Raw genomic sequence first — 18585 nt, forward strand, 5'->3', positions numbered from 1 at the left:
AGGTCGAGAGCGCGCCGACCCTGGCGATGCCCGCGCCGGTCAGTGGCGCCCAGCCGGCAGGGAGCGGGGTGGCCGCGGCCGCCGCCGCCCAGCCCGCGCAACCCGCCAAAACCAACGACTCCACGCGCACGATCATCACTGTCGTCATCGGACTGGCTTCATTTATCTTCCTGGTGCTGGTGGCCATCATCGGCTACCTGCTCACCCGCTAGACGCGCCAGCCGCAACCCGAAGGCGCCGCGTGCGCTTGACCACCGACCGGGGGCTTTTTCCGTGCTCTTTCGACTCGATAACGTCCAGAAGGACTACAGGGGCTTCGCCGCGCTCAAAGGCATCAGCTTTGAGCTGGAGTCCAACGCGGTGGGCCTGCTTGGCCCCAACGGGGCGGGCAAATCCACCCTCATCAAGGCGCTCTTAGGTCTGATCCCCATCAACGGCGGCAGCGCCGAGGTGCTGGGGATGCGTCTTCCTCAAGACGCCCGCGCCATCCGCCGCGCGGTGGGCTACATGCCTGAGAACGACTGCTATTTGCCCTACATGACCGCCGTCGACTACGTCAGCTTCAACGGCCAGCTCTGCGGGCTGCCTAAAAGCGAGGCGTTCCGGCGAGCCCACGAAGTTTTGTATTATGTGGGGCTTGGCGAGGCCCGCTACCGCCAGCTCGGCGGCTTCTCCACCGGCATGAAGCAGCGCGCCAAGCTCGCCCAGGCCCTTGTGCACGGCCCCAGGCTGCTCTTTCTCGATGAGCCCACCAACGGCCTCGATCCGAAAGGCCGCGACGAGATGCTGGAGCTGATCGAAGATGTGCGCGAGCGCGATGTGCGCGTGGTGCTCTCCACCCACCTTTTGCCCGACGTCGAGAAGATCTGCGACAGCGTGGTCATGCTCAACCAGGGCGCGCTTGTGCACGTGGGCTCGCTGGCCGAGCTGCAGAAGAGCGACGATCCGGTCATTGAAGTGGGCACCCGCGATGAGAACGAGCGCTTTGCGAAACTTCTCACCGAGGCGGGCTTCGGCGTGGAGCAGGCCGGCATGCACCTCAAGGTGCGCTTAAGCGGCGCGCAGAGCGCCGAGGAGCTGGTGCGCCTGGCCGTCGACCATAAGGTGCAGCTTCGTCACTTCTTACCCCAGCGCCTCACCCTGGAGACGGCCTTTCTGGCGCTCCTCGACCAGGAGACCTCCCGGGCGCGCCCGGAGCTCGGTGCGTAACGCCCCTCCCCTCAACGGTTCTTACCTATGTCGATCCGCGATCAGCAGTATACCCGCTACGAAGGTCCCATCGTCGAGCGTTTTGCCTGGTGGACCATCGCCTGGATCTCGCTGCGCACCTACTGGCGTTTCTGGCGCACCAAGCTGGTGGTGCTGGGAAGTTGGCTCATCCCGCTGATCTTCGGGGTGCTCATCGTTGGCGAGTATGCGATGCGCTCGCAGCTCGGCCAGATGGGCGCAGCCGAGGCCCCGGGCCGCGGGCCGGTGGTGATCTTTTTGCAATTTGAGGTCTTCGCCCTGGCGCTGGTCTATGTGGCCAACGGCTGCGGCATCATCAGCGACGACCTGCGCCACCGCACCGTGCAGCTCTACTTCTCCAAACCCATCAGCCGATTTGACTACGCGTTTGGCAAGTTCCTCTGCCTCTTTATGCTGGGGACGCTGACCGCGATCGTGCCGGCGATCCTCTTGAGCGGGCTGCGCGTGGCCTTCTTCGCCTCGACCGAATACGCCGGCCAGGTCGCCGCGCTGCACGCTGTGGGCGTGCTGATGGCAGCAGGCCTTGTGGCGGTGATGAGCGCGATGGTGGTGGGGTTGAGCAGCCTGACCAGCCGCACCGGATACGCGGTGCTCGGCTGGCTCGGCGCGATCATCGTGCCGCTGATCCTGCACGCGATCTTCGGCACGGTCAGCGGCGGACACGCCGCCGCCGCGCTCTTCAGCCTCACCGGCAACCTCACGCTTCTGGGCCAGGCCCTGCTCGAAGGCGGGCCGGAGTTTCCAGAGACGGTGCCGATGTGGGCCCCCTTCCTCGTGACGCTGGGGCTGGGAGGTGCGGGCATCGCCGCGCTTGGCCACCGCGTCAGCCGCCTGGAGGGCATCGCCTGATGGCCCACGCCCCTGACCTGACTTCCCAATCTGCACTCTTTGCGACGAGGCGCTGATGTCCAGCCCCGCTCCAACTTCTGACACCCCGGCCGCTGCCGCCAAAAAAGGCGCAGCCACCTCGGAGGTGACCCGCGTGGGTCGCGGTGACGTGGTGATCGCCGCGCGCAAGCTCTCCTACTGGTATGGCCAGGTGATCGGCGTCAACGACATCTCCATCGACATCGGCCAGGGCGTGGTGGGCCTGCTGGGGCCCAACGGCGCCGGCAAATCCACCCTGCTCAAATGCCTCACCGGCCAACTTCGGCCGGCCACCGGCATGACCACCCTGGGTGGGGAGCGCGTCTGGAACAACGCCGCAGCCTTCGCGAAGCTGGGCTTTGTGCCCGAGCAGGACGCCTTTTACGAAGAGATGAGCGGGCGAGCCTTTGTGACCCATCTGACGCGCCTGCAGGGCTTCTCGAAGAGCGACGCGGCCACGCTGGCCGAAGAGGCCATCGCCACGGTGAGCTTGAGTGAGCAGGCCCACCGGCCCATCCGCGAGTACTCCAAGGGGATGCGCCAGCGCATCAAGATCGCCCAGGCGCTGGCGCATCGCCCGCAGGTGCTCTTTTTCGACGAGCCCCTGACCGGCACCGACCCCGTCGGCCGCCGCACGATCATCGACCTGATCCGCAAGCTCGGAGACAAGGGGCGCACCGTGGTCGTCTCCAGCCATATTCTGCACGAGGTCGAGGCGATGACCTCCGACATCGTGCTCATCAACCGCGGTCGCGTGCTCGCCGACGGCAACATCTACCGCATCCGCGAGATGATCGATGAGCACCCCCACCGCATCTATGTGGAGTGCGAGTCCCCCCGCAAGCTCGCCAGCCTTTTGAGCGCGTTTGACGACACCCTGGAGTTGAGCTTCACCGAGCGCGGCTTCTTCGTCTCCACCTCCGAGCCGGATCTGGCCTACAGCCGCATCGCCTCGCTCTCGGTGGAGCATAAGCTGACGTTGCACGCGCTGACCTCCTCCGACAACGATCTCTCGGCGGTGTTCCGCTACCTGGTCTCCTGACCCATCTTCTCTTCGCTCCCGACGAGCCTGCCATGAGCACAACCTCTCTACCGGCCCGCAACTTCGGCGTGGTGCGCCAGGCCACAAGCCTCTTCGCGCTGGATTTTGGTCGCCAGCTTCGCGCCCGAAAGACCTTTGTGCTGCTCGCCGTGCAGCTTCTGCCGGTGCTCGTGGCCCTGGCCTACGTGGCCTTTGGCGAGCTCGACGGGATGACGATGTTCCGCAACAGCCTGGAGTCGGTGTACCTGCCTTTTCTCGTGCCTCTGGCCGCGCTCTACTTCGGCGGCCCCTCGGTGGTCGATGAGATTGAGGGGCGCACCATCACGTATTTGACCCTTCGCCCGATCCCGCGGGCGATCCTCTACCTCTCCAAGCTCAAGAGCGCGATGCTCAGCGCCACGCTGGTGAGCGGGCTCCCCATCGTGCTGCTCTTTGTGGTGTGCGCGGCGAGCTCGGGGGAGTTTGGGTCGGAGCTGGGGACGCTGGGGCAGATGCTGGGTGCCGCGGCCGTGGGCGCGGTGACCTACACCGCGCTCTTCGCCATGCTGGCGGTGATCTTCTCGTCGAGCCTTCTGCTGGGCATCATCTACTACGTGGTGGTGGAGATGATGGTGGCGGCCATCCCGGTGGTGGAGCTGGCCAGCGTGAAGTTCCACGTGCGCACGATTGCCGGGCTTCAGGGGGCCGACCGTGCGGGCTGGCTCGACAAGCTCATCCTGGATGAGCCGCTGAACTTTGAGTGGTGGTTCGGGCTTCTGGTGGCCGGGCTGATCGCGGTGCTGGCCACCGCGGCGGCCACCGCGATCTTTCGCGAGAAGCAGTTTCACGTCTGAGGGCTGCCTCGGACTCACCCCTCCCCAAACGCTTTGACCCGCGGCCAGGCGTTCACGCCGAAGCTCAGCGCCGCGAAAGCCTGCAGCGCCCAGCCCACCGTCTGCAGCCCCGCAACCGCCATGACCACACCGATGTTAAGCGCGGCGATAGCAGCGAGCATCGCCACATCGCTTCCGCGCTCGGTGCGCGCGCCGAAGGTGGGCAAGATCCAGTAGGCCACACCCATCACAAGCTGCACCGTCCAGCCGAAGAGGAGCGTGTGGTGGTGGACGCGTAAGAGCTCCGCGCTGCCCAGGCCGCCCAGCGGAAGGATCGTAGGTCCCTTATTGGCGAGCAGCAACGCGCCGGCGCTCAACCCGACCACCAGGTGCAGGATCGCCAGACGCAACGCACGAATGGAGAGCGGTGCCATCAGCCCTCCCCGGCGCGCGTTTGTTTCTTGCGCCGCGCTCGCTCGGCTTTCGGGTCTTTGATCCGCGGCCAGATCGCGGCCCCAAAAGCCAACCCGCCGACCCACTGCGCGACGGCCGAGACGACCAGCAATCCCCCGAAGATCCCGACCTCATCCGGCGCGCGAAGCACCATCATCGGCTCGGCGATCGCCCGCAACACAAGCCCCAGGTTCAGCCCCACCAGGCTCGTCCACCCCAGCCACTCCGGCCCCCGGGGCTGCTCTTTGCTCCATTTCGGGAAGAGCCACAGCGCCACCCCGACGATGCACTGGGTGACCCAGCCCACCATAAAGAGATGCAGGTAGGTCGGCAGCAGGAGCGCCGACCAGGCTCCGCCCGCCACGGCCAGCGCCGCGGCCACGAGCATCGCCAGCACAAAATAGACGAGCCCCAGCTTCAAAAAGATTCGGCTCAATGTGGGCATACAAGGCGCCTCCAACCTCAACAGATAAACCAACATTATCAACCACTTAAACCACCCTCAAACAAGCCAGGGCCGCGCGACCATCGTGGCGAGTATGACGATGACGATGACGAGCACACCGGTGATGCGCCCCTGCCATGCGGCCATGGTGCGGTAGCGTGCGGCCTGTGCCGCAGACTCACTCTGTGAGGCGCGCGGCCCCACAAAGAAGTCATGCGTCAGGCTCAGCAGCAGCATCAGTGTGACCAGACCGAGTTTCAGGCTGAGCACCCGGGTATGCGGCGCCTGGAAGAAGGAAAGATCGGTGAGGTTGGCCCAGCGCGCCCCCCAGAAGTACATCATGAAAGAGCCGCTCAGCACCAACCACCCCAGGCTTGCCCACCCCACGCGCTGAAAGCGTCGGCCGATGGCCGAGGTCACCCGCACGCGCATCTTCGGCTCCAGCGTGCGGGCTACCGGGATGGCCACCAGCGCCATGAAGAGAACCCCGCCCACCCAGATGGTGGCCGCGATGACGTGGGTGGCCACGGCTACCTTGTAAATCATCTCCATCATCGCCTCCTCATCCCGGCCGGCCGTCGACCCGGGGGCGCGTGAGCACCGGCAGGTACACCACCGCGTAGATCAAAAAGGCCACCGCCCACAACGCAGCCGAGAAGCTCACAAAACCCACGTAATAACCCGGCCAGGCGCCGGCGAGTAGCGCCGGGGCGATCATGGGGAGGAAGGTGCGGCCGAGCGCCGCCACGCCCAGAAGCGCAAAGGCCCAGCCCAGCGAGGCGTGCGCCTTAAGCGGGCGCCCGGTATGCCCCAGGGCCACGCGCGCCATCATGCCTAAGGTGAGCATGCCCACCGCGCCGACGGTGATGGCGTGGGTGGCCATCGCCGACGAGACCTGGGGCCAGAGGTAAGCGGCCGCGCGCAGCAAAAATCCCACGCCGATCCAGGCGTGGCCGGCGTGCAGCACCCACAGGAGTGGCACCTTGAGCGTGGCGCGCGTGCCCCAGCCGACCATCCGGGCGATGACAGCCACGCCGGCCAGCGCTGAGCTTGCGATGGCGACCCAACGCAAACTTTGCGCACCGAGCCCCAGCGCGATCTGCGAGGCGATGCTCAGCCCCACAAATGTAACAAGCGCCTTCTCCAGCCAGGTCGGCTTACGCACGGCTACGCCCGTGGCGTTGCTGGTAAACATCGGGATGACGCGCCCGCCGACGACCAGCATCATCACCACGACGAGATCCAGACTGGCGAGGAGCCAGAGGCGTTCGCCACCAACAGGCGCACCGAGCGAAGCGAGGTGCATCAGGAGGTTCATTACAAAGAGCGCGCCGAGCATCGCGACAAAGGCGTAGTTGCGACGGTTCTTTGTGGCCCGCAGCGGCCGACCGATCGCCACCGCCAGCGCCGGAACGAAGCTCAGATCGAGGATCGCGCCGAGGATCCCCGGCTCCCACACCCCGCTCATCGCCACGCGCCCGGCCACCCACAGGGCCACCAGCGCCATCAGCCACGGCCCCTGCGCGGTGACGCCCTTGGTCCAGTTCTGCACCGCCGTGAGCAAAAAGCCCGCGATCACCGCCAGCGCGAAACCAAAGATCATCTCGTGACCGTGCCAGCTCAACGCTGACCAGCCTGTGGCCACGCTGAGGCCGCGCGCAAAGATCGTCGCCCACCAGGGCACCGCGACCACCGCAAAGATAGCGGCCACCAGAAAGAAGGGCCGAAAGCCGCAGGCCCACAGCGGGTGGGGGGCACGCGTCGCCGCGGGCGCGTCCGGGGCTAAAAGATCGATCTGAACCATGCTCACCTCGAAGTCAGTAGATCTGCGCGACACGCGCAACTTTTGCGTACCAGTTCGTCTCAACCTCCCTGCTCGCAAGTTCTGTACCGGCCTCGAGCATGTGTCTTGAAAGTGCGCCCGCACACCTCCTCCCGAAAACCACATTTCCCACTGAAACAACGACGCAATCCACCTCAATCGCCGACCGCGCACCCCTCGCTGCACCCCTGAATTTTGCACCAAACCCCACGCGCGTTTTAGAACTCCGGCGCAAGAATTGCGCAACTTTTGCGCCACACGCAGCTCTTGCGGGGCACGTCCTGCGCCTCATCCGGGAGGATCGGCACCTCTTACGACCCCGGGAAGAAATTTCTGCGTTTGTAATATGCCGTAAAGTCCAGAATTTACGCGGCCCTTAACCTCCTGGTCAGTTTTGCCACACGGGAACTTCCCACCGGTGGCATAGCTCTGGCACTACCTCGGGGCGTATCAGACGCTCCTCCCGACAGGAGCCCTGGCGACGGGCCTCGCCAGCACACGTCAGGCCCCCGGCGCCCGATGACCGCGCTACAGATCGCAATGGAGGTTGGCCATGACCACGACTTTCTTCCGATTTCTTTCGCCCCGGCGACTCGCCATCCTGGCGACGCTGCTGCTGACCTCCATCGCCTTCACCGGCTGCATCCTCGAAGAGAGCGATCGGGCGCATACTCCCGGCTCGGTGCTCAAGCAGGGCGCCACAAAGCAGGCCCCCGCCGAGCAGGTCGCCTTCACCCTGGAAGCCCACATCACAGGCTACAAAGGCGTCGGTGGTGCCATCGACGGCCAGATCAACCCGGAGCTCAAGGTCAAACCCGGCAGCGAAGTCACCATCACCCTCATCAACAAAGAGGCGATGGCCCACGACATCGGCCTGGAGAGCGCCGGCACCAAGAGCGACGCCATCATGAAGGTCGATGAGACCACCACCTTCACTTTTGTGGCTACCGCCAGCGACACCTACTACTGCACCATCCCGGGCCACCGTCAGGCCGGCATGGTGGGCAAGCTCACCGTCGAAGGCGCGGCGGCGGCCCCCGAGATGGTGGCCACGGCCAACGCGCCGACGATGGCGCACCATGGTGGCGGCCCGGCCGCAGGCTTTGGCGCCGCGCTCAAGCCCGCCAAACGCGTGAGCATCGACGAGGTGGGCTGGGACGCCTCCGACATCCCCGCCCCTCTCAACCGCACGCGCCCTGAGAAGGTTGAGTTTGTGATCGAGACCGAAGAGGTCATCGCCGAGATCGAAGACGGCACCACCTTCGAGCTGTGGACCTACAACGGCAAAGTCCCCGGCCCCATGCTCCGCGTGATGGAAGGCGACGATGTGGTCATCCACCTCGACAACCACGAGTCGAGCCTGATGCCGCACTCGATTGACTTCCACTCGGCCACCGGCCCTGGCGGCGGCGCGGTCTACCTGCAGGTTCCTCCCGGTGAGCGTCGCTCGCTGCAGTTCAAGGCGCTCAAAGCCGGCATCTACGTCTACCACTGCGCCACCCCGCACATCCCCACGCATATGGCGCGCGGCATGTACGGACTCATCCTGGTGGAACCCCCGGGAGGCCTACCTGAAGTCGACCACGAGTACTACGTCGTCCAGGGCGAATACTACACCAACGCTCGCCCCGGCACCGACGGCCACATGGAGGAAGATGGCGAGCGCCTGCTCGACGAGCTCCCCACCTACGTGCTTCTCAACGGCCGCGTAGGCTCGATCACCGGCGACCGCGCCATGAAGGCGGAAGTTGGCGACACCCTGCGCATCTTCTTCGGCGTCGGCGGCCCCAACCTTCACAGCGCCTTCCACGTGATTGGGGAGATCTTCGACCGGGTCTACCCCGAAGGTGCGCTCTTGAACGAGCCGCTGCTCAACGTGCAGACCACCTCGGTGCCTCCGGGCGGCGCGACGATGGTGGAGTTCGAGGTCGACTACCCGGGCAGCTACCTGCTCGTCGACCACGCCCTGAGCCGCCTCGATAAGGGTGCCGTCGGCATCCTGGAGGTCAGCGGCGAAGCCGACGAGAGCATCTTCAAAGGCCTCGACGGGCTGCCTCCCGCCGGTCACTGACCCCCTGCCCCCCGGGCCGCTCGCGGCCCGGGGGGCAAAGCACCGACTCTTCCCCCTCACCGAGCTCCGCCATGACCTGGCCCCCCACGCCACACCGACCTCTCAGCCCCACCCGCCGCGCCGGAGGCTCCCATGACCGCCGAACTTCTCCCCGACCCCATCGCCCCGACACATGACCCGGCGCGCCCCGCTTCCCCCTCCTTCCTGACGCGTCGTAGCCTCCTGATCACCGCCGCGTTGCTCGTCTTCGGTGGCCTTAGCGCCATCATCTTCAACAGCGCGCTGGTTGCCGATGACGCCGACGCGCCGGCCGCCACCGCCGAGGCGCCCCACACTCTGCGCGGCATCCACTACAACCCGCCCCGGCTCGCACCGGCGCTGCACGGCGTCGACCACAACGCCAAAGCCTTCTCGCTCAAGCGCCAGCCCCACCCCCTGGCGATGGTCTTCTTCGGCTACGTCAGCTGCCTGGACGTCTGCCCCACCAACCTCAAGAAGTTTGAGAAGATCGAAGAGAACCTGGGCCCGGACGCCGATCAGGTGCAGTTTCTCTTTGTGACCATCGACCCCGAGAAAGAGACGCCCGAAGAGCTCCGCGCCTACCTGGGGCACTACAGGGGCGAGATCGTGGGGCTCACCGCCCGCGAGGGGGAGGATATGCAGCCTACCTACGATAACTGGGGCGTGGTCCGCCGCCGCGTCGAGCTCGAAAAGCCCATCGCCGGTCGCGACTACAAATGGGATCACAGCGGGCAGATCTACCTGGTGATGGATGGCGAGCGCATCGCGGTGAGCTACCCCTACGGCACCTCGGTGGAGGCGATGACCGACGATGTGCGCGCGCTGCTCAAAGACCCCTCGCTGGGCCAGCGTTTGCCGGAGGTCGGCGAGGTCCGCGACGTCTCGATTGAGGCCGGTTCGTATACGCGGGCTGCCCAGCAGAACCCCACGCTTCCCTCCTACCTGCGTGTCAACGTGGGCGACGCCATCCGCTGGAAGAACGACGACTACATGTACCACTTCGTCGGCGACATCTCGCTGGCGCCCGGCCAGTCCGCGCTCCAGAAGTTCGACGAACCGGGTGATTTCTACTTTGGGTGTACGGCGGTGCCGCAGGAGGTGATCCGAATCCGGGTCTTCGAGTAAGGTAGCGCGGTGACCTGTGAAGGATTCCTCTCACCGCTTGATGGAGATCTGTGATGACATCGCCCCTTTTTCGCCTCTGCCCCGGCGCGCTGACCTTGATTCTGGCTGGCGCGCTGGCCTGCTCTGGCCCCTCGACCATGGAGAAGGCCGAGGCGTCGGTGGTCGACGACTCTGCTCAGGCCGTTGTGGCCGACGATGATGAACCCGCCGTCGAAGACGGCGCCACCGAAGAGCCCGCTGTGACTGAGCACGACTCGCACGACCACGCCGAGAACGCCCCCGGGCACCACGACCACGCCTTTAAAAACCCCGAAGACTACGTCGATCGCTGGAACAGCCCCGAGCGCGACCTCTGGCAACGTCCCGCCGCAGTGGTCGAAGCCATGCAGATCGAGCCGGGCATGCATGTGGCCGACATTGGCGCGGGCACCGGCTACTTCATCCCGCACCTCATCGGCCAGGTCGGCCCCGAGGGCCTTGTCTACGCCGTCGACATGGAAGACGCGATGCTGCGCTACATCGACGATGAGGCCGAGGCCCGCGGCTGGGTCAACGTGGAGACGGTCGAGGCCCGCGCCGACGCCTCGGGGCTTGAGCCCGAGTCGGTCGACCGCATCTTAAGCGTCAACACCTGGCACCATATCCCCGAGCGCGAAGCCTACGCCCGCCACCTCGCCTCGCGCCTTCGACCGGGCGGCTCGGTGTGGATCGTCGACTACGACAAAGAGTCCCCCCAGGGCCCCCCCGCCCAACACCGCATGACGCCCGAGCAGATCATCGCCGAACTTGAGGCCGGAGGCTTTGAAGCCGAGCTTCACGAGCTTCAGCTCGAGCGGCAATTTCTGGTCGTGGGTCGACTTCCCGAGTGAGCCGTCCGGGGGGGCAGGCAACCTCCAGGTACATGCTGCCGTCCCCCTCTTCGACGTGACAGCCGCGTGACAGACCCTCTCCGGCGGCGCGCCCTCCCTTGCGTTTGTCTCACCATCTGGTAAGTGTTCCTGCCCAGCACCCCCGCGCCGCCCTCCCCGCGGCACAAACGCCTCTTATGGCCCCCGCGCCAAACCCCTCGGAGTTGCTGTCATGGCAAAGGAACAGACCATCCCCGTTGTCGACCTTCGCGATTACACCCACGGCGACGAAGCCACCCGCCAGGCCTTCGTCAAAAAGATCGGTGACGCTCTCAAAGAGCTGGGCTTCGTTGCCGTTGAAGGCCACGGCGTCGACACCGACCTCCTCTACGAAAATTACGACCTCTTCGAAGCGTTCTTTGCCCTCGACGACGACACCAAGCGCCGCTACGAGTCCCCCGAGACCGGTCGTCAGCGCGGCTACACCTCGTTTGGCGTCGAGCACGCCAAAAACAACGAAAAAGCCGACCTCAAAGAGTTCTGGCACCTGGGCCGCGACCTTCCCGCCGACCACCCCATGGCCGAGCGTATCCAGAAAAACGTCTGGCCCGAAGAGGTCCCCAAACTTCGCGAGAAGGCGCAGGAGCTCTACCAGGCCATGGAAAACTCCGCCGAGACGATGCTCAAGGCGATCTCCCTCTACCTGGGTCAGGAAGAGAGCTTCCTCCCCAACATGATCAAGGATGGAAACTCCATCATCCGCGTCATTCACTACCCGGTCTGCGACGGTTTTGATGAGCCCGGCACCATGCGCGCCGCCGAGCACGAAGACATCAACCTGATTACGCTGCTTCCCGAAGCCACCCAGTCCGGTCTGGAGCTTCTGGAGCGCGACGGCACCTGGCGCCCCATCCACGCCATCAAGGGTCAGATGATCGTCGACTCCGGTGACATGCTCGCCCGCATCACCAACAACAAGCTCCCCTCGACCACCCACCGCGTGGTCAACCCGGAGGGCGACGCCACCAGCCGCTACTCCATGCCTTTCTTCGTGCACCCGCACCCCGACTACGTGCTCAAGGTGCTCGACACCTGCCTCGACGAAGGCGAAGAGCCGGCCAGCGAGCCCATCACCGCCGAAGAGTTCCTCTTTGAGCGCCTGCGTGAGATCGGGCTGAAGTAAGGCCGCCTCATCCCCTGCACCCGGAGGGGCGTCGCAAGAAAAGGCCGCGAGCTCGCTCGCGGCCTTTTCTTTTGCCCGCGACGCGCAGCCAGCCAGCCAGACAGCCTCCACACACTCGCCACTCTTGACGCTGCCCCCTTTGTCCTCTTATCTGGCCCACGCTAGGATACGCCTGATCCGCCCCGGCGGCCGCCGCGCCACCGGGGCCCCAAGAAATGCTTCCCATCCCGGGGGCCACCTGGCCGCCTTATTCTGGAGACACACCATGCAACGTCTACTCATCCTCCTCTTCGCCCTGGCCGCGCTCCTCATTGCGCCGGCCTGCGACGGGTGCGGCTCCAAAAAAGGAGCCATCCCCGCCTCCGCCCAGGATCGCATCACCCAGCTCTCCGAGCAGCTCCCCTTGAGCACCGACGCGCTTATCATCGCTCCCAAACTCGATGAGACCCGCGAAGCCCTCGACATCGTCATGCGCCGCACCGAAGCCTTCAACCCGGCGGTGCGCATGATCGAATCGCAGATTCAGCGCGAGTGGGGCATCAAGCTCAACGACCCCGAGAGCTGGAAGCGCGCCGGCATCACCCCCGACGGCTCCCTGATGGTGGCCATGGTCGTCAACCGACCGGTGCTGGTGACCTACGTCGCCGACAAGCAGGCTTTTGAGAGCGTCTTCGTCGAGCGCCTGCGCAAGACCTTTGAGATCACCGAGCCGGTGCGCAACGAGAAGATGGGCAAGACCTCGCTGAAGATCAGCGGCAAGTCCGGCGGGCTGGAGCTGGCCTGGTTCTACAAAGACAACATCGCCTTCGTGGCGCTCCCGGCCTTCGACGCCATCGAAGCGCTCGAAGAAGGCACCGCGCTGGCCATCGCCACCCAGATCCAGACCACCGCGGCCGAAGAGTCCCTCGGAAAGAGCGCCCCCTTCATGGCGTTTCGCGACAACCTGGCAAAGGACCTCCCCTTGAGCGTCTACGTCGATCCGGACCGCTACCTGGCCCGCGTGGAGCAGGCGCCCAACCCCAACCCCACGCCGGTCGACGAGCTCATTGAGCAGGTCGCGCTCTTCTCCCAGAACAACGCCGAAGGTGCGGGCGTGGGCCTGATCGCCACAGACACCCGCATTCAGCTCAAAGCGTACGCCGGCGGCAACGAAGAGCTCGTCAAGAAGGCCCGCGAGGCCTACCTCAGCCAGATGGAGGCCGACTGGGCCAACCTTCTGACCAAGAACACCATGCTCGGCGTCCGCACCAGCTTCGATATGCCCAAAGCCTACCAGGCCTTCCTCGACGGGCTGCCCGAAGAGAACAGCCGCGCCATCCGCCGCAACCTCGTGGAGATGGGCCGTAACTACAACCTCAACCTCGAAGACGACGTCATCGCCGCGATGACCGGCCACTCCCTCATCGCCTTCTACGGCATCGGTACCCGCCAGCTGATGGGAGCCCTGGGCCAGGGCGCCCCCATCCAGCAGATCATGAGCGTGCTCTCGGCCAGCGGCCTGCTTATCTCCGCCGACTTCAGCGAGCAGCGCAAACTCGAAGCCCTCGTCGACAGCCTGGGCCAGTTCGCCACCGGCTACGCCGAGCTCCGCCCCCTCAACTACAAGGGAGCGCCCGTCGACGATGCCCGCGTGCTCGTCCCGGCGAACCTCAACGCGCTACCCGCACGCCTCTTCCAGCGCGGCGACAACCTCACCATCGCCGCCGCCGGCATGGGCGAAGACGCCGTCTACGAGTACTTGAGCGGCAAGCGCGATGAGCCCGCCCTCAAAGACGTCGAAGGCCTCGACCTCGGCGCCCGCTTCGCCTCCGAGAAGAACCTCAACGGCCTCTACTTCAACTTCGAGCGCCTGCGCGAGAACTTCGGGTCGATGCCCATGATCGGGAACGTCATCAGCACCCTCGATCCCCTCCAGGAGCTTCTGCTCGAGGTCGCCGTCGAAGAAGAAGGCCTCTTCGCCACGGCCTCCCTCGACTTCGTCGCCCCCCTGCCCGAGCCGGGCACCCCCGCGGACGCCCCCGTCGAGCAGCCATGAACCTCGTCGTACACAACCTCACTCGCCAGTTTCACGCCGGCGAGCGCGAGGTCACCGCCCTCGACGCCATCACGTTGACGATCGAGGGCGGTGAGTTTGTGGCCATCGTCGGGCGCTCCGGAAGTGGCAAGACCACCCTCCTCAACGCCATCGGCGGGCTGGACACCGACTACCAGGGCAGCGTCACCCTGGGCGGCCCCGACGCCCCCGCCCTGCACACCCTCTCGGAGCGCGAGCTCGCTGCGACCCGCCAGCGCCACCTGGGCTATGTCTTTCAGCAGTTCAACCTGCTCAACCACCTCAGCGCCGCCGAGAACGTCGCGCTCCCCTCCTTCTTCGGCGGCGGCCTCTCCGCGGCAAACGCCCATCAGCGCGCCCTCAATCTCCTCGATAGCGTCGGCCTCAAGCACCTGGCTGACGCTCGCCCCCCGCAGCTCTCCGGCGGGCAGAAGCAGCGCGTGGCCATCGCGCGCGCCCTCTTCGCAGAGCCCGACATCTTGCTCTGCGACGAGCCCACCGGAAGCCTCGACCGCGACACCGGTCTGCAGATCCTGGAGATCTTCGAGCGCCTCAACCGCGAGCAAGGCATCACCGTGATCCTGGTGACCCACGAGCAGCACGTGGCCGCCCGCGCTCGCCGCCGCGTGGTCCTCGACCAGGGCAAACTCGTCGAAGACGTCGCCCAGACCCCGCTCACCCCCGAGGTCGCGTGAGTTCCTCAACCTCCTCGTCGTCCCGAAGTCGCCTGGGGGCCCTGGTCACCCAGAGCCTTCGCCGCAACCGCGCCCACTTCGCCCTCTCCGGGCTGGGTGTGGCCGTAGGCATCGCCACCCTCTTCTTCTTCACTGCCCTGGGCGAAGGGGTGCGCACCCAGATTTTAGAGCGCGTCTTTGTCATCGGACAGCTCGAAGTCGTCGACCCGGCCGCCGAAGGCCCCTCCCTCGGCGGCCTCTTCGGCTCCGTCGGCGGCCTCGATGACCGCCTGGTGCAGCGCGTCGCCGAGCTGGAAGAGGTCGAGGCAGTCTTCCCCAAACAAAAACTCACCTTCCCGGCCAGCGCCCGCGGCGGCGGCTCCCTGCTCGGTCGCGATCTCACCATCGAGTTCATCGCCGACGGCATCCCTCAAGACCTCGTCGACGAGCCCATCACCGACCCGCTGGGCTTTGTCGACCACGCCAACCCGGCCTCCTGCAGCGCAAGCTCACCTTGCCCCGCGGGCTTTCAATGCGCCGGCGAGGTCTGTGAGCCTGCCGCCTGCACCCCCGGCGAGGATGTGAGCGCGAGCTGTGGGGCGCAGGCCTACTGCCACGCCCAACGGCGCACCTGCGCCTGGCCCATCCCGGTCATCGCCCACCCCAACCTCATCGAGCTCTTCAACGGGAGTCTGCGCACCGCCCTCAAAGGCAGCCAGGGCATCGGCGGCCAGCTCCCCCGCCTCTCCGAAACGATGCTCGTGGGGCTGGAGTTCGACCTTGTGCTCGGCCAGAGCTTCCTCGGTCGCAACGAGCGCGCCGCGCGCCAGACCGAACGCGCGCGCCTGGTCGGCTTCTCCGAGCGCGCCATGCCCATGGGCGCGACTCTCCCCTTGAGCGTCGTGCAACGCCTCAACCGCCGCTACTCCGGCGATGAGAGCGCCGACACCTACCACTCCCTCCTCGTCGAGGCCCGCTCCAACGATCAGGTCGCGCCCCTGACTCGCCGACTCACCGAAGAGCTCGGCCTGCAGCTCTCCGCGCGCCATCAGCAGGCCGAGCGCATCGGGCTGCTCATCTCGCTGATCACCCTGCTCTTTAACCTCATCGCGCTAATCATCCTGGGCATCTCTGCGCTCAACATCACCCACACCTTCTCCATGATGGTGCTGGAGCGCCGCGCCGAGATTGGCCTGATGCGCGCGCTCGGGGCGCCGCGCCGCACCATTCACCTCCTGGTGCTCGGAGAAGCCACCGTCGTCGCTCTGCTCTCGGCGGCCACCGGCCTGATGCTGGGGTGGCTGGCGGCCTACGGCCTCGACCTTGCGTTTAACTCGCTGGTAGGCGACTTTCCTTTTAAGCCGGACTCCCTCTTTGGCTGGCAGCCCTGGATGGCCGCCCTGGGACTGGCCACCGCGCTTCTATTCTGCTGGCTTGGCGCGCTTCTACCCGCGCGCCGCGCCGGAGCCATCTCTCCGGCGGCCGCACTCACCGCTCGCTGATCGACTTATCCTGCTCACGTCGAGGTCTTGCATGCGCACGCTCGCACTCCCCTTCAAAGTGGCCCTCCTGGCGCTGGTCCTCTCCGGCTGTGGTGACTGCGCGGAGACCGGAGGCCTGACCGGTCCCGGCGATGATCGCGATGTCTATGAAGGCGACGCCGAGCTCGACGCGGCCCTGCCCGACACCGGCGACCCCGCCGACGCGGGCGACGACGTCGGTGAACCCGACGTCGCCCCCCAATGCCCCGCCCTGCAGGTCTGCAACGACGACTGCTGCGGTCCCGATCAGCTCTGCCTGGCCGGCGGCTGCGTCACCCCGGGCGACGCTTGCGAAAACACCCTGGACTGCCCCGAGGGCAACTTCTGCGAGCCCACCCTCGAGCGCTGCCTCCCGGACCTGGGCGACGCCTGCATCTACCAGCCCGAGGGCGACGTCTTTGACCCGGTCGTCGACGTGGCCTGGCAGGCCGATGAGAACACGCCGGAGCCCAATCACAAACAGATCATGATGACCCCCTCGGTGGTCGACATCACCGGCGACAACATCCCCGAGATCATCTTCTCGACCTTTGCCGGTGGTCAGTACACCAGCGACGGCATCCTGCGTGCGGTCAACGGGCGCACCTACGAGCCGGTCTTCGACCTCGTCGACCCCGGCGTCCGCGTCTCCGGCGCCGCCTCGGTCGCCGTCGGCGACATCGACCGCGACGGCCGCAACGAGATCGTCGCCGTGCTCAGTGGCGGCAGCGGTCTTATCGCTTTTGATGACCACACCACCGCCTTCACCGAGATGTGGCGTACCGGCGGCTTCTCCATGAGCTGGGACGGTGCCTATCTCGTCGACCTCGACCACGATGGCCGCATCGAAGTCGTCGGCGCCAACCGCGTCTTCGACGGCGCCACCGGCACACAGCTCTGCGTTAACGCCGAGGTCGGCGCCACGCCTCGAAACACCCTGGTCGCCGACCTTGATGGCACCGGCAACCTGGAAGTCGTCGCCGCCGGCGGCGCCTTCAGCTTCAACCGCACCTCCGACACCACCGCCGAATGCCCCACCTTCTGGACCTACGACGACGGCGTCGGCGGCTTCCCGGCGGTGGCTGACTTCGGCCAGTTCGACGGCGAGACCTTCACCTACGGTGACTTCGACGGTCTGCCCGAGGTCGCCATCATCACCGGCCGCACCGGCGACGCCGTCAAGCTCCACGACGGTCTCACCGGCCAGCGCATCTGGCTTGCGCCCATGCCCACCGAAGGCCACCCCCACTACTCCACCGCCGAATGCTCCGGCTCCACCGGCGGCGGCCCCCCCACCATCGCCGACTTCAACGGCGACGGCCTGCCCAACATCTCCACCGCCGGCTCCTGCTTTTACGTCGTCTTCAACGAGCGCGGCGAATTGATGTGGAAGCTTCCCTCCCAGGACTTCTCCAGCCGCGTCACCGGCTCCTCGGTCTTCGACTTCCAGGGCGACGGCAAGGCTGAGGTCGTCTACGGCGATGAGTGCTTCCTGCGCGTCTACGACGGCGAAGGCAACCCCGACGGCAGCACCGACATCTTCTTCCAGATCGCCAACACCAGTGGCACCACCCGCGAGCTCCCCGTGATCGTCGACGTCGACGCCGACTACCACGCCGAGATCGTTGTCATCTCCAACGACTACTCCGGAGTTGGCGGTCGCTGCGCTCAGTACTGGCCGCGCTTTGAAGAGCTCGGCGGCGCCTCCAACGGCGTCCGCGTCATCCGCGACGTCGAGAGCCGCTGGGTCGCCACCCGCCCGGTCTGGAACCAGCACGCCTACAGCGTCACCAACGTATGCGATGGCATCGACGACGCCCTCTGCCCGGGCACCGTCAACCGCCCCGGCGCCATCCCCTCCGGACGCGTCGACAACTGGCGCCGCGACTACCTCAATAATTACCGCCAGAACGTCCAGGGCGAAGGACTCTTCAACGCCCCCGACCTCGTCGTCAGCCAGGGCAGCGGCGTCTGCAAAGACGACCACGTCACCCTGACCTTCATCGCCTCCAACCAGGGCAGCCGCGGGGTCATCGAAGGCCTGCCTGTAGCCCTGTATCTGGTCGAGGGCGACCAGGAGACCCTCATCGACGTGGTGCTCTCCGACGACCTGATGGCACCGGGCTCTCGCCTGGAGTTCACCTACGACTGGTACGACGCCCCCATCTCCGCCGGCGACGGCCAGCAGATGGAGGTCATCGCACGCATCAACGACGACGGCACCGGCCAGCGCAGCTTCCGCGAGTGCAACGAAGAGAACAACGAGCTGCGGGCGACCGTCGGCTGCAAATGCACCGCCAACGACCAGTGCCGCGAAGACTTCTACTGCCTCAATAACGGCACCTGCGTGCCCATCCAGGGATAAGCCACATGAACGCTATGCGCAGAAGGTGACGCTGGT

17 protein-coding genes are annotated in these 18585 nt (G+C 66.0%); 13 read left to right on the forward strand and 4 right to left on the reverse strand.

Annotation, left to right across the window (positions count from 1 at the left end; genetic code table 11):
* From FRC96_RS22430 to FRC96_RS18290, 5 genes are all read left to right on the forward strand, one after another.
* On the forward strand, positions 1 to 212 hold a 212-nt coding region (locus tag FRC96_RS22430; RefSeq protein WP_230470430.1), incomplete at its 5' end, for a hypothetical protein.
* Positions 213 to 273: 61 nt separating this feature from the next.
* Positions 274 to 1209, forward strand: a complete 936-nt coding sequence (locus FRC96_RS18275; RefSeq protein ID WP_230470431.1) for an ABC transporter ATP-binding protein — start codon at positions 274 to 276, stop codon at positions 1207 to 1209.
* Between the two features lie 27 nt (positions 1210 to 1236).
* Positions 1237 to 2097 (forward strand): ABC transporter permease, encoded by an 861-nt coding sequence (locus FRC96_RS18280; RefSeq protein WP_146976624.1) that lies wholly within the window; start codon positions 1237 to 1239, stop codon positions 2095 to 2097.
* A gap of 55 nt (positions 2098 to 2152) precedes the next feature.
* Positions 2153 to 3157, forward strand: a complete 1005-nt coding sequence (locus FRC96_RS18285) for an ABC transporter ATP-binding protein (protein ID WP_146976626.1) — start codon at positions 2153 to 2155, stop codon at positions 3155 to 3157.
* 32 nt (positions 3158 to 3189) lie between these two features.
* The gene (locus FRC96_RS18290; protein ID WP_146976628.1) at positions 3190 to 3990 is read left to right on the forward strand and encodes an ABC transporter permease; all 801 of its coding nucleotides are present in this window, start codon (positions 3190 to 3192) and stop codon (positions 3988 to 3990) included.
* 14 nt (positions 3991 to 4004) lie between these two features.
* Here the strand turns inward: FRC96_RS18290 and FRC96_RS18295 are convergent, their stop codons facing one another.
* Genes FRC96_RS18295 through FRC96_RS18310 form a run of 4 tightly spaced genes read right to left on the reverse strand, consistent with a single transcriptional unit; the run spans position 4005 to position 6671 of the window.
* Positions 4005 to 4403, reverse strand: coding sequence for a hypothetical protein (locus tag FRC96_RS18295; protein ID WP_146976630.1), 399 nt, complete (start codon positions 4401 to 4403; stop codon positions 4005 to 4007).
* Complete coding sequence (locus FRC96_RS18300) at positions 4403 to 4867, reverse strand: hypothetical protein (protein ID WP_146976632.1); 465 nt, start codon at positions 4865 to 4867, stop codon at positions 4403 to 4405. The genes FRC96_RS18295 and FRC96_RS18300 overlap by 1 nt, the downstream gene beginning before the upstream one ends.
* A gap of 57 nt (positions 4868 to 4924) precedes the next feature.
* Positions 4925 to 5422, reverse strand: coding sequence for a CopD family protein (locus tag FRC96_RS18305; protein ID WP_146976633.1), 498 nt, complete (start codon positions 5420 to 5422; stop codon positions 4925 to 4927).
* Positions 5423 to 5429: 7 nt separating this feature from the next.
* Positions 5430 to 6671: an NnrS family protein gene (locus FRC96_RS18310; protein WP_230470432.1), complete on the reverse strand. Its 1242-nt coding sequence runs from the start codon at positions 6669 to 6671 to the stop codon at positions 5430 to 5432.
* 571 nt (positions 6672 to 7242) lie between these two features.
* On the opposite strand from FRC96_RS18310, the gene nirK reads away from it, so the two are divergent.
* From nirK to FRC96_RS18350, 8 genes are all read left to right on the forward strand, one after another.
* The gene (gene nirK, locus FRC96_RS18315) at positions 7243 to 8760 is read left to right on the forward strand and encodes a copper-containing nitrite reductase (protein ID WP_146976637.1); all 1518 of its coding nucleotides are present in this window, start codon (positions 7243 to 7245) and stop codon (positions 8758 to 8760) included.
* Between the two features lie 132 nt (positions 8761 to 8892).
* Complete coding sequence (locus tag FRC96_RS18320; protein WP_146976638.1) at positions 8893 to 9906, forward strand: SCO family protein; 1014 nt, start codon at positions 8893 to 8895, stop codon at positions 9904 to 9906.
* A gap of 53 nt (positions 9907 to 9959) precedes the next feature.
* Positions 9960 to 10775 (forward strand): class I SAM-dependent methyltransferase, encoded by an 816-nt coding sequence (locus FRC96_RS18325; RefSeq protein ID WP_146976640.1) that lies wholly within the window; start codon positions 9960 to 9962, stop codon positions 10773 to 10775.
* Between the two features lie 211 nt (positions 10776 to 10986).
* On the forward strand, positions 10987 to 11937 hold the full coding sequence (locus tag FRC96_RS18330; RefSeq protein ID WP_146976642.1) for an isopenicillin N synthase family dioxygenase: 951 nt from the start codon (positions 10987 to 10989) through the stop codon (positions 11935 to 11937).
* 265 nt (positions 11938 to 12202) lie between these two features.
* The gene (locus FRC96_RS18335) at positions 12203 to 13972 is read left to right on the forward strand and encodes a hypothetical protein (RefSeq protein WP_146976643.1); all 1770 of its coding nucleotides are present in this window, start codon (positions 12203 to 12205) and stop codon (positions 13970 to 13972) included.
* Entirely contained in the window at positions 13969 to 14685 is a 717-nt protein-coding gene (locus tag FRC96_RS18340; RefSeq protein ID WP_146976645.1) for an ABC transporter ATP-binding protein, read from the forward strand. Before FRC96_RS18335 ends, FRC96_RS18340 begins: the two co-directional genes overlap by 4 nt.
* A complete protein-coding gene (locus FRC96_RS18345) occupies positions 14682 to 16166 on the forward strand; it encodes an ABC transporter permease (protein WP_146976647.1) in 1485 nt (494 codons plus the stop codon). The genes FRC96_RS18340 and FRC96_RS18345 overlap by 4 nt, the downstream gene beginning before the upstream one ends.
* A 31-nt stretch (positions 16167 to 16197) precedes the next feature.
* Positions 16198 to 18549: an FG-GAP repeat domain-containing protein gene (locus FRC96_RS18350; RefSeq protein ID WP_146976649.1), complete on the forward strand. Its 2352-nt coding sequence runs from the start codon at positions 16198 to 16200 to the stop codon at positions 18547 to 18549.
* Positions 18550 to 18585: the final 36 nt, after the last annotated feature.

It is taken from the genome of Lujinxingia vulgaris (genome assembly GCF_007997005.1).
GTDB lineage: Bacteria > Myxococcota_A > Bradymonadia > Bradymonadales > Bradymonadaceae > Lujinxingia.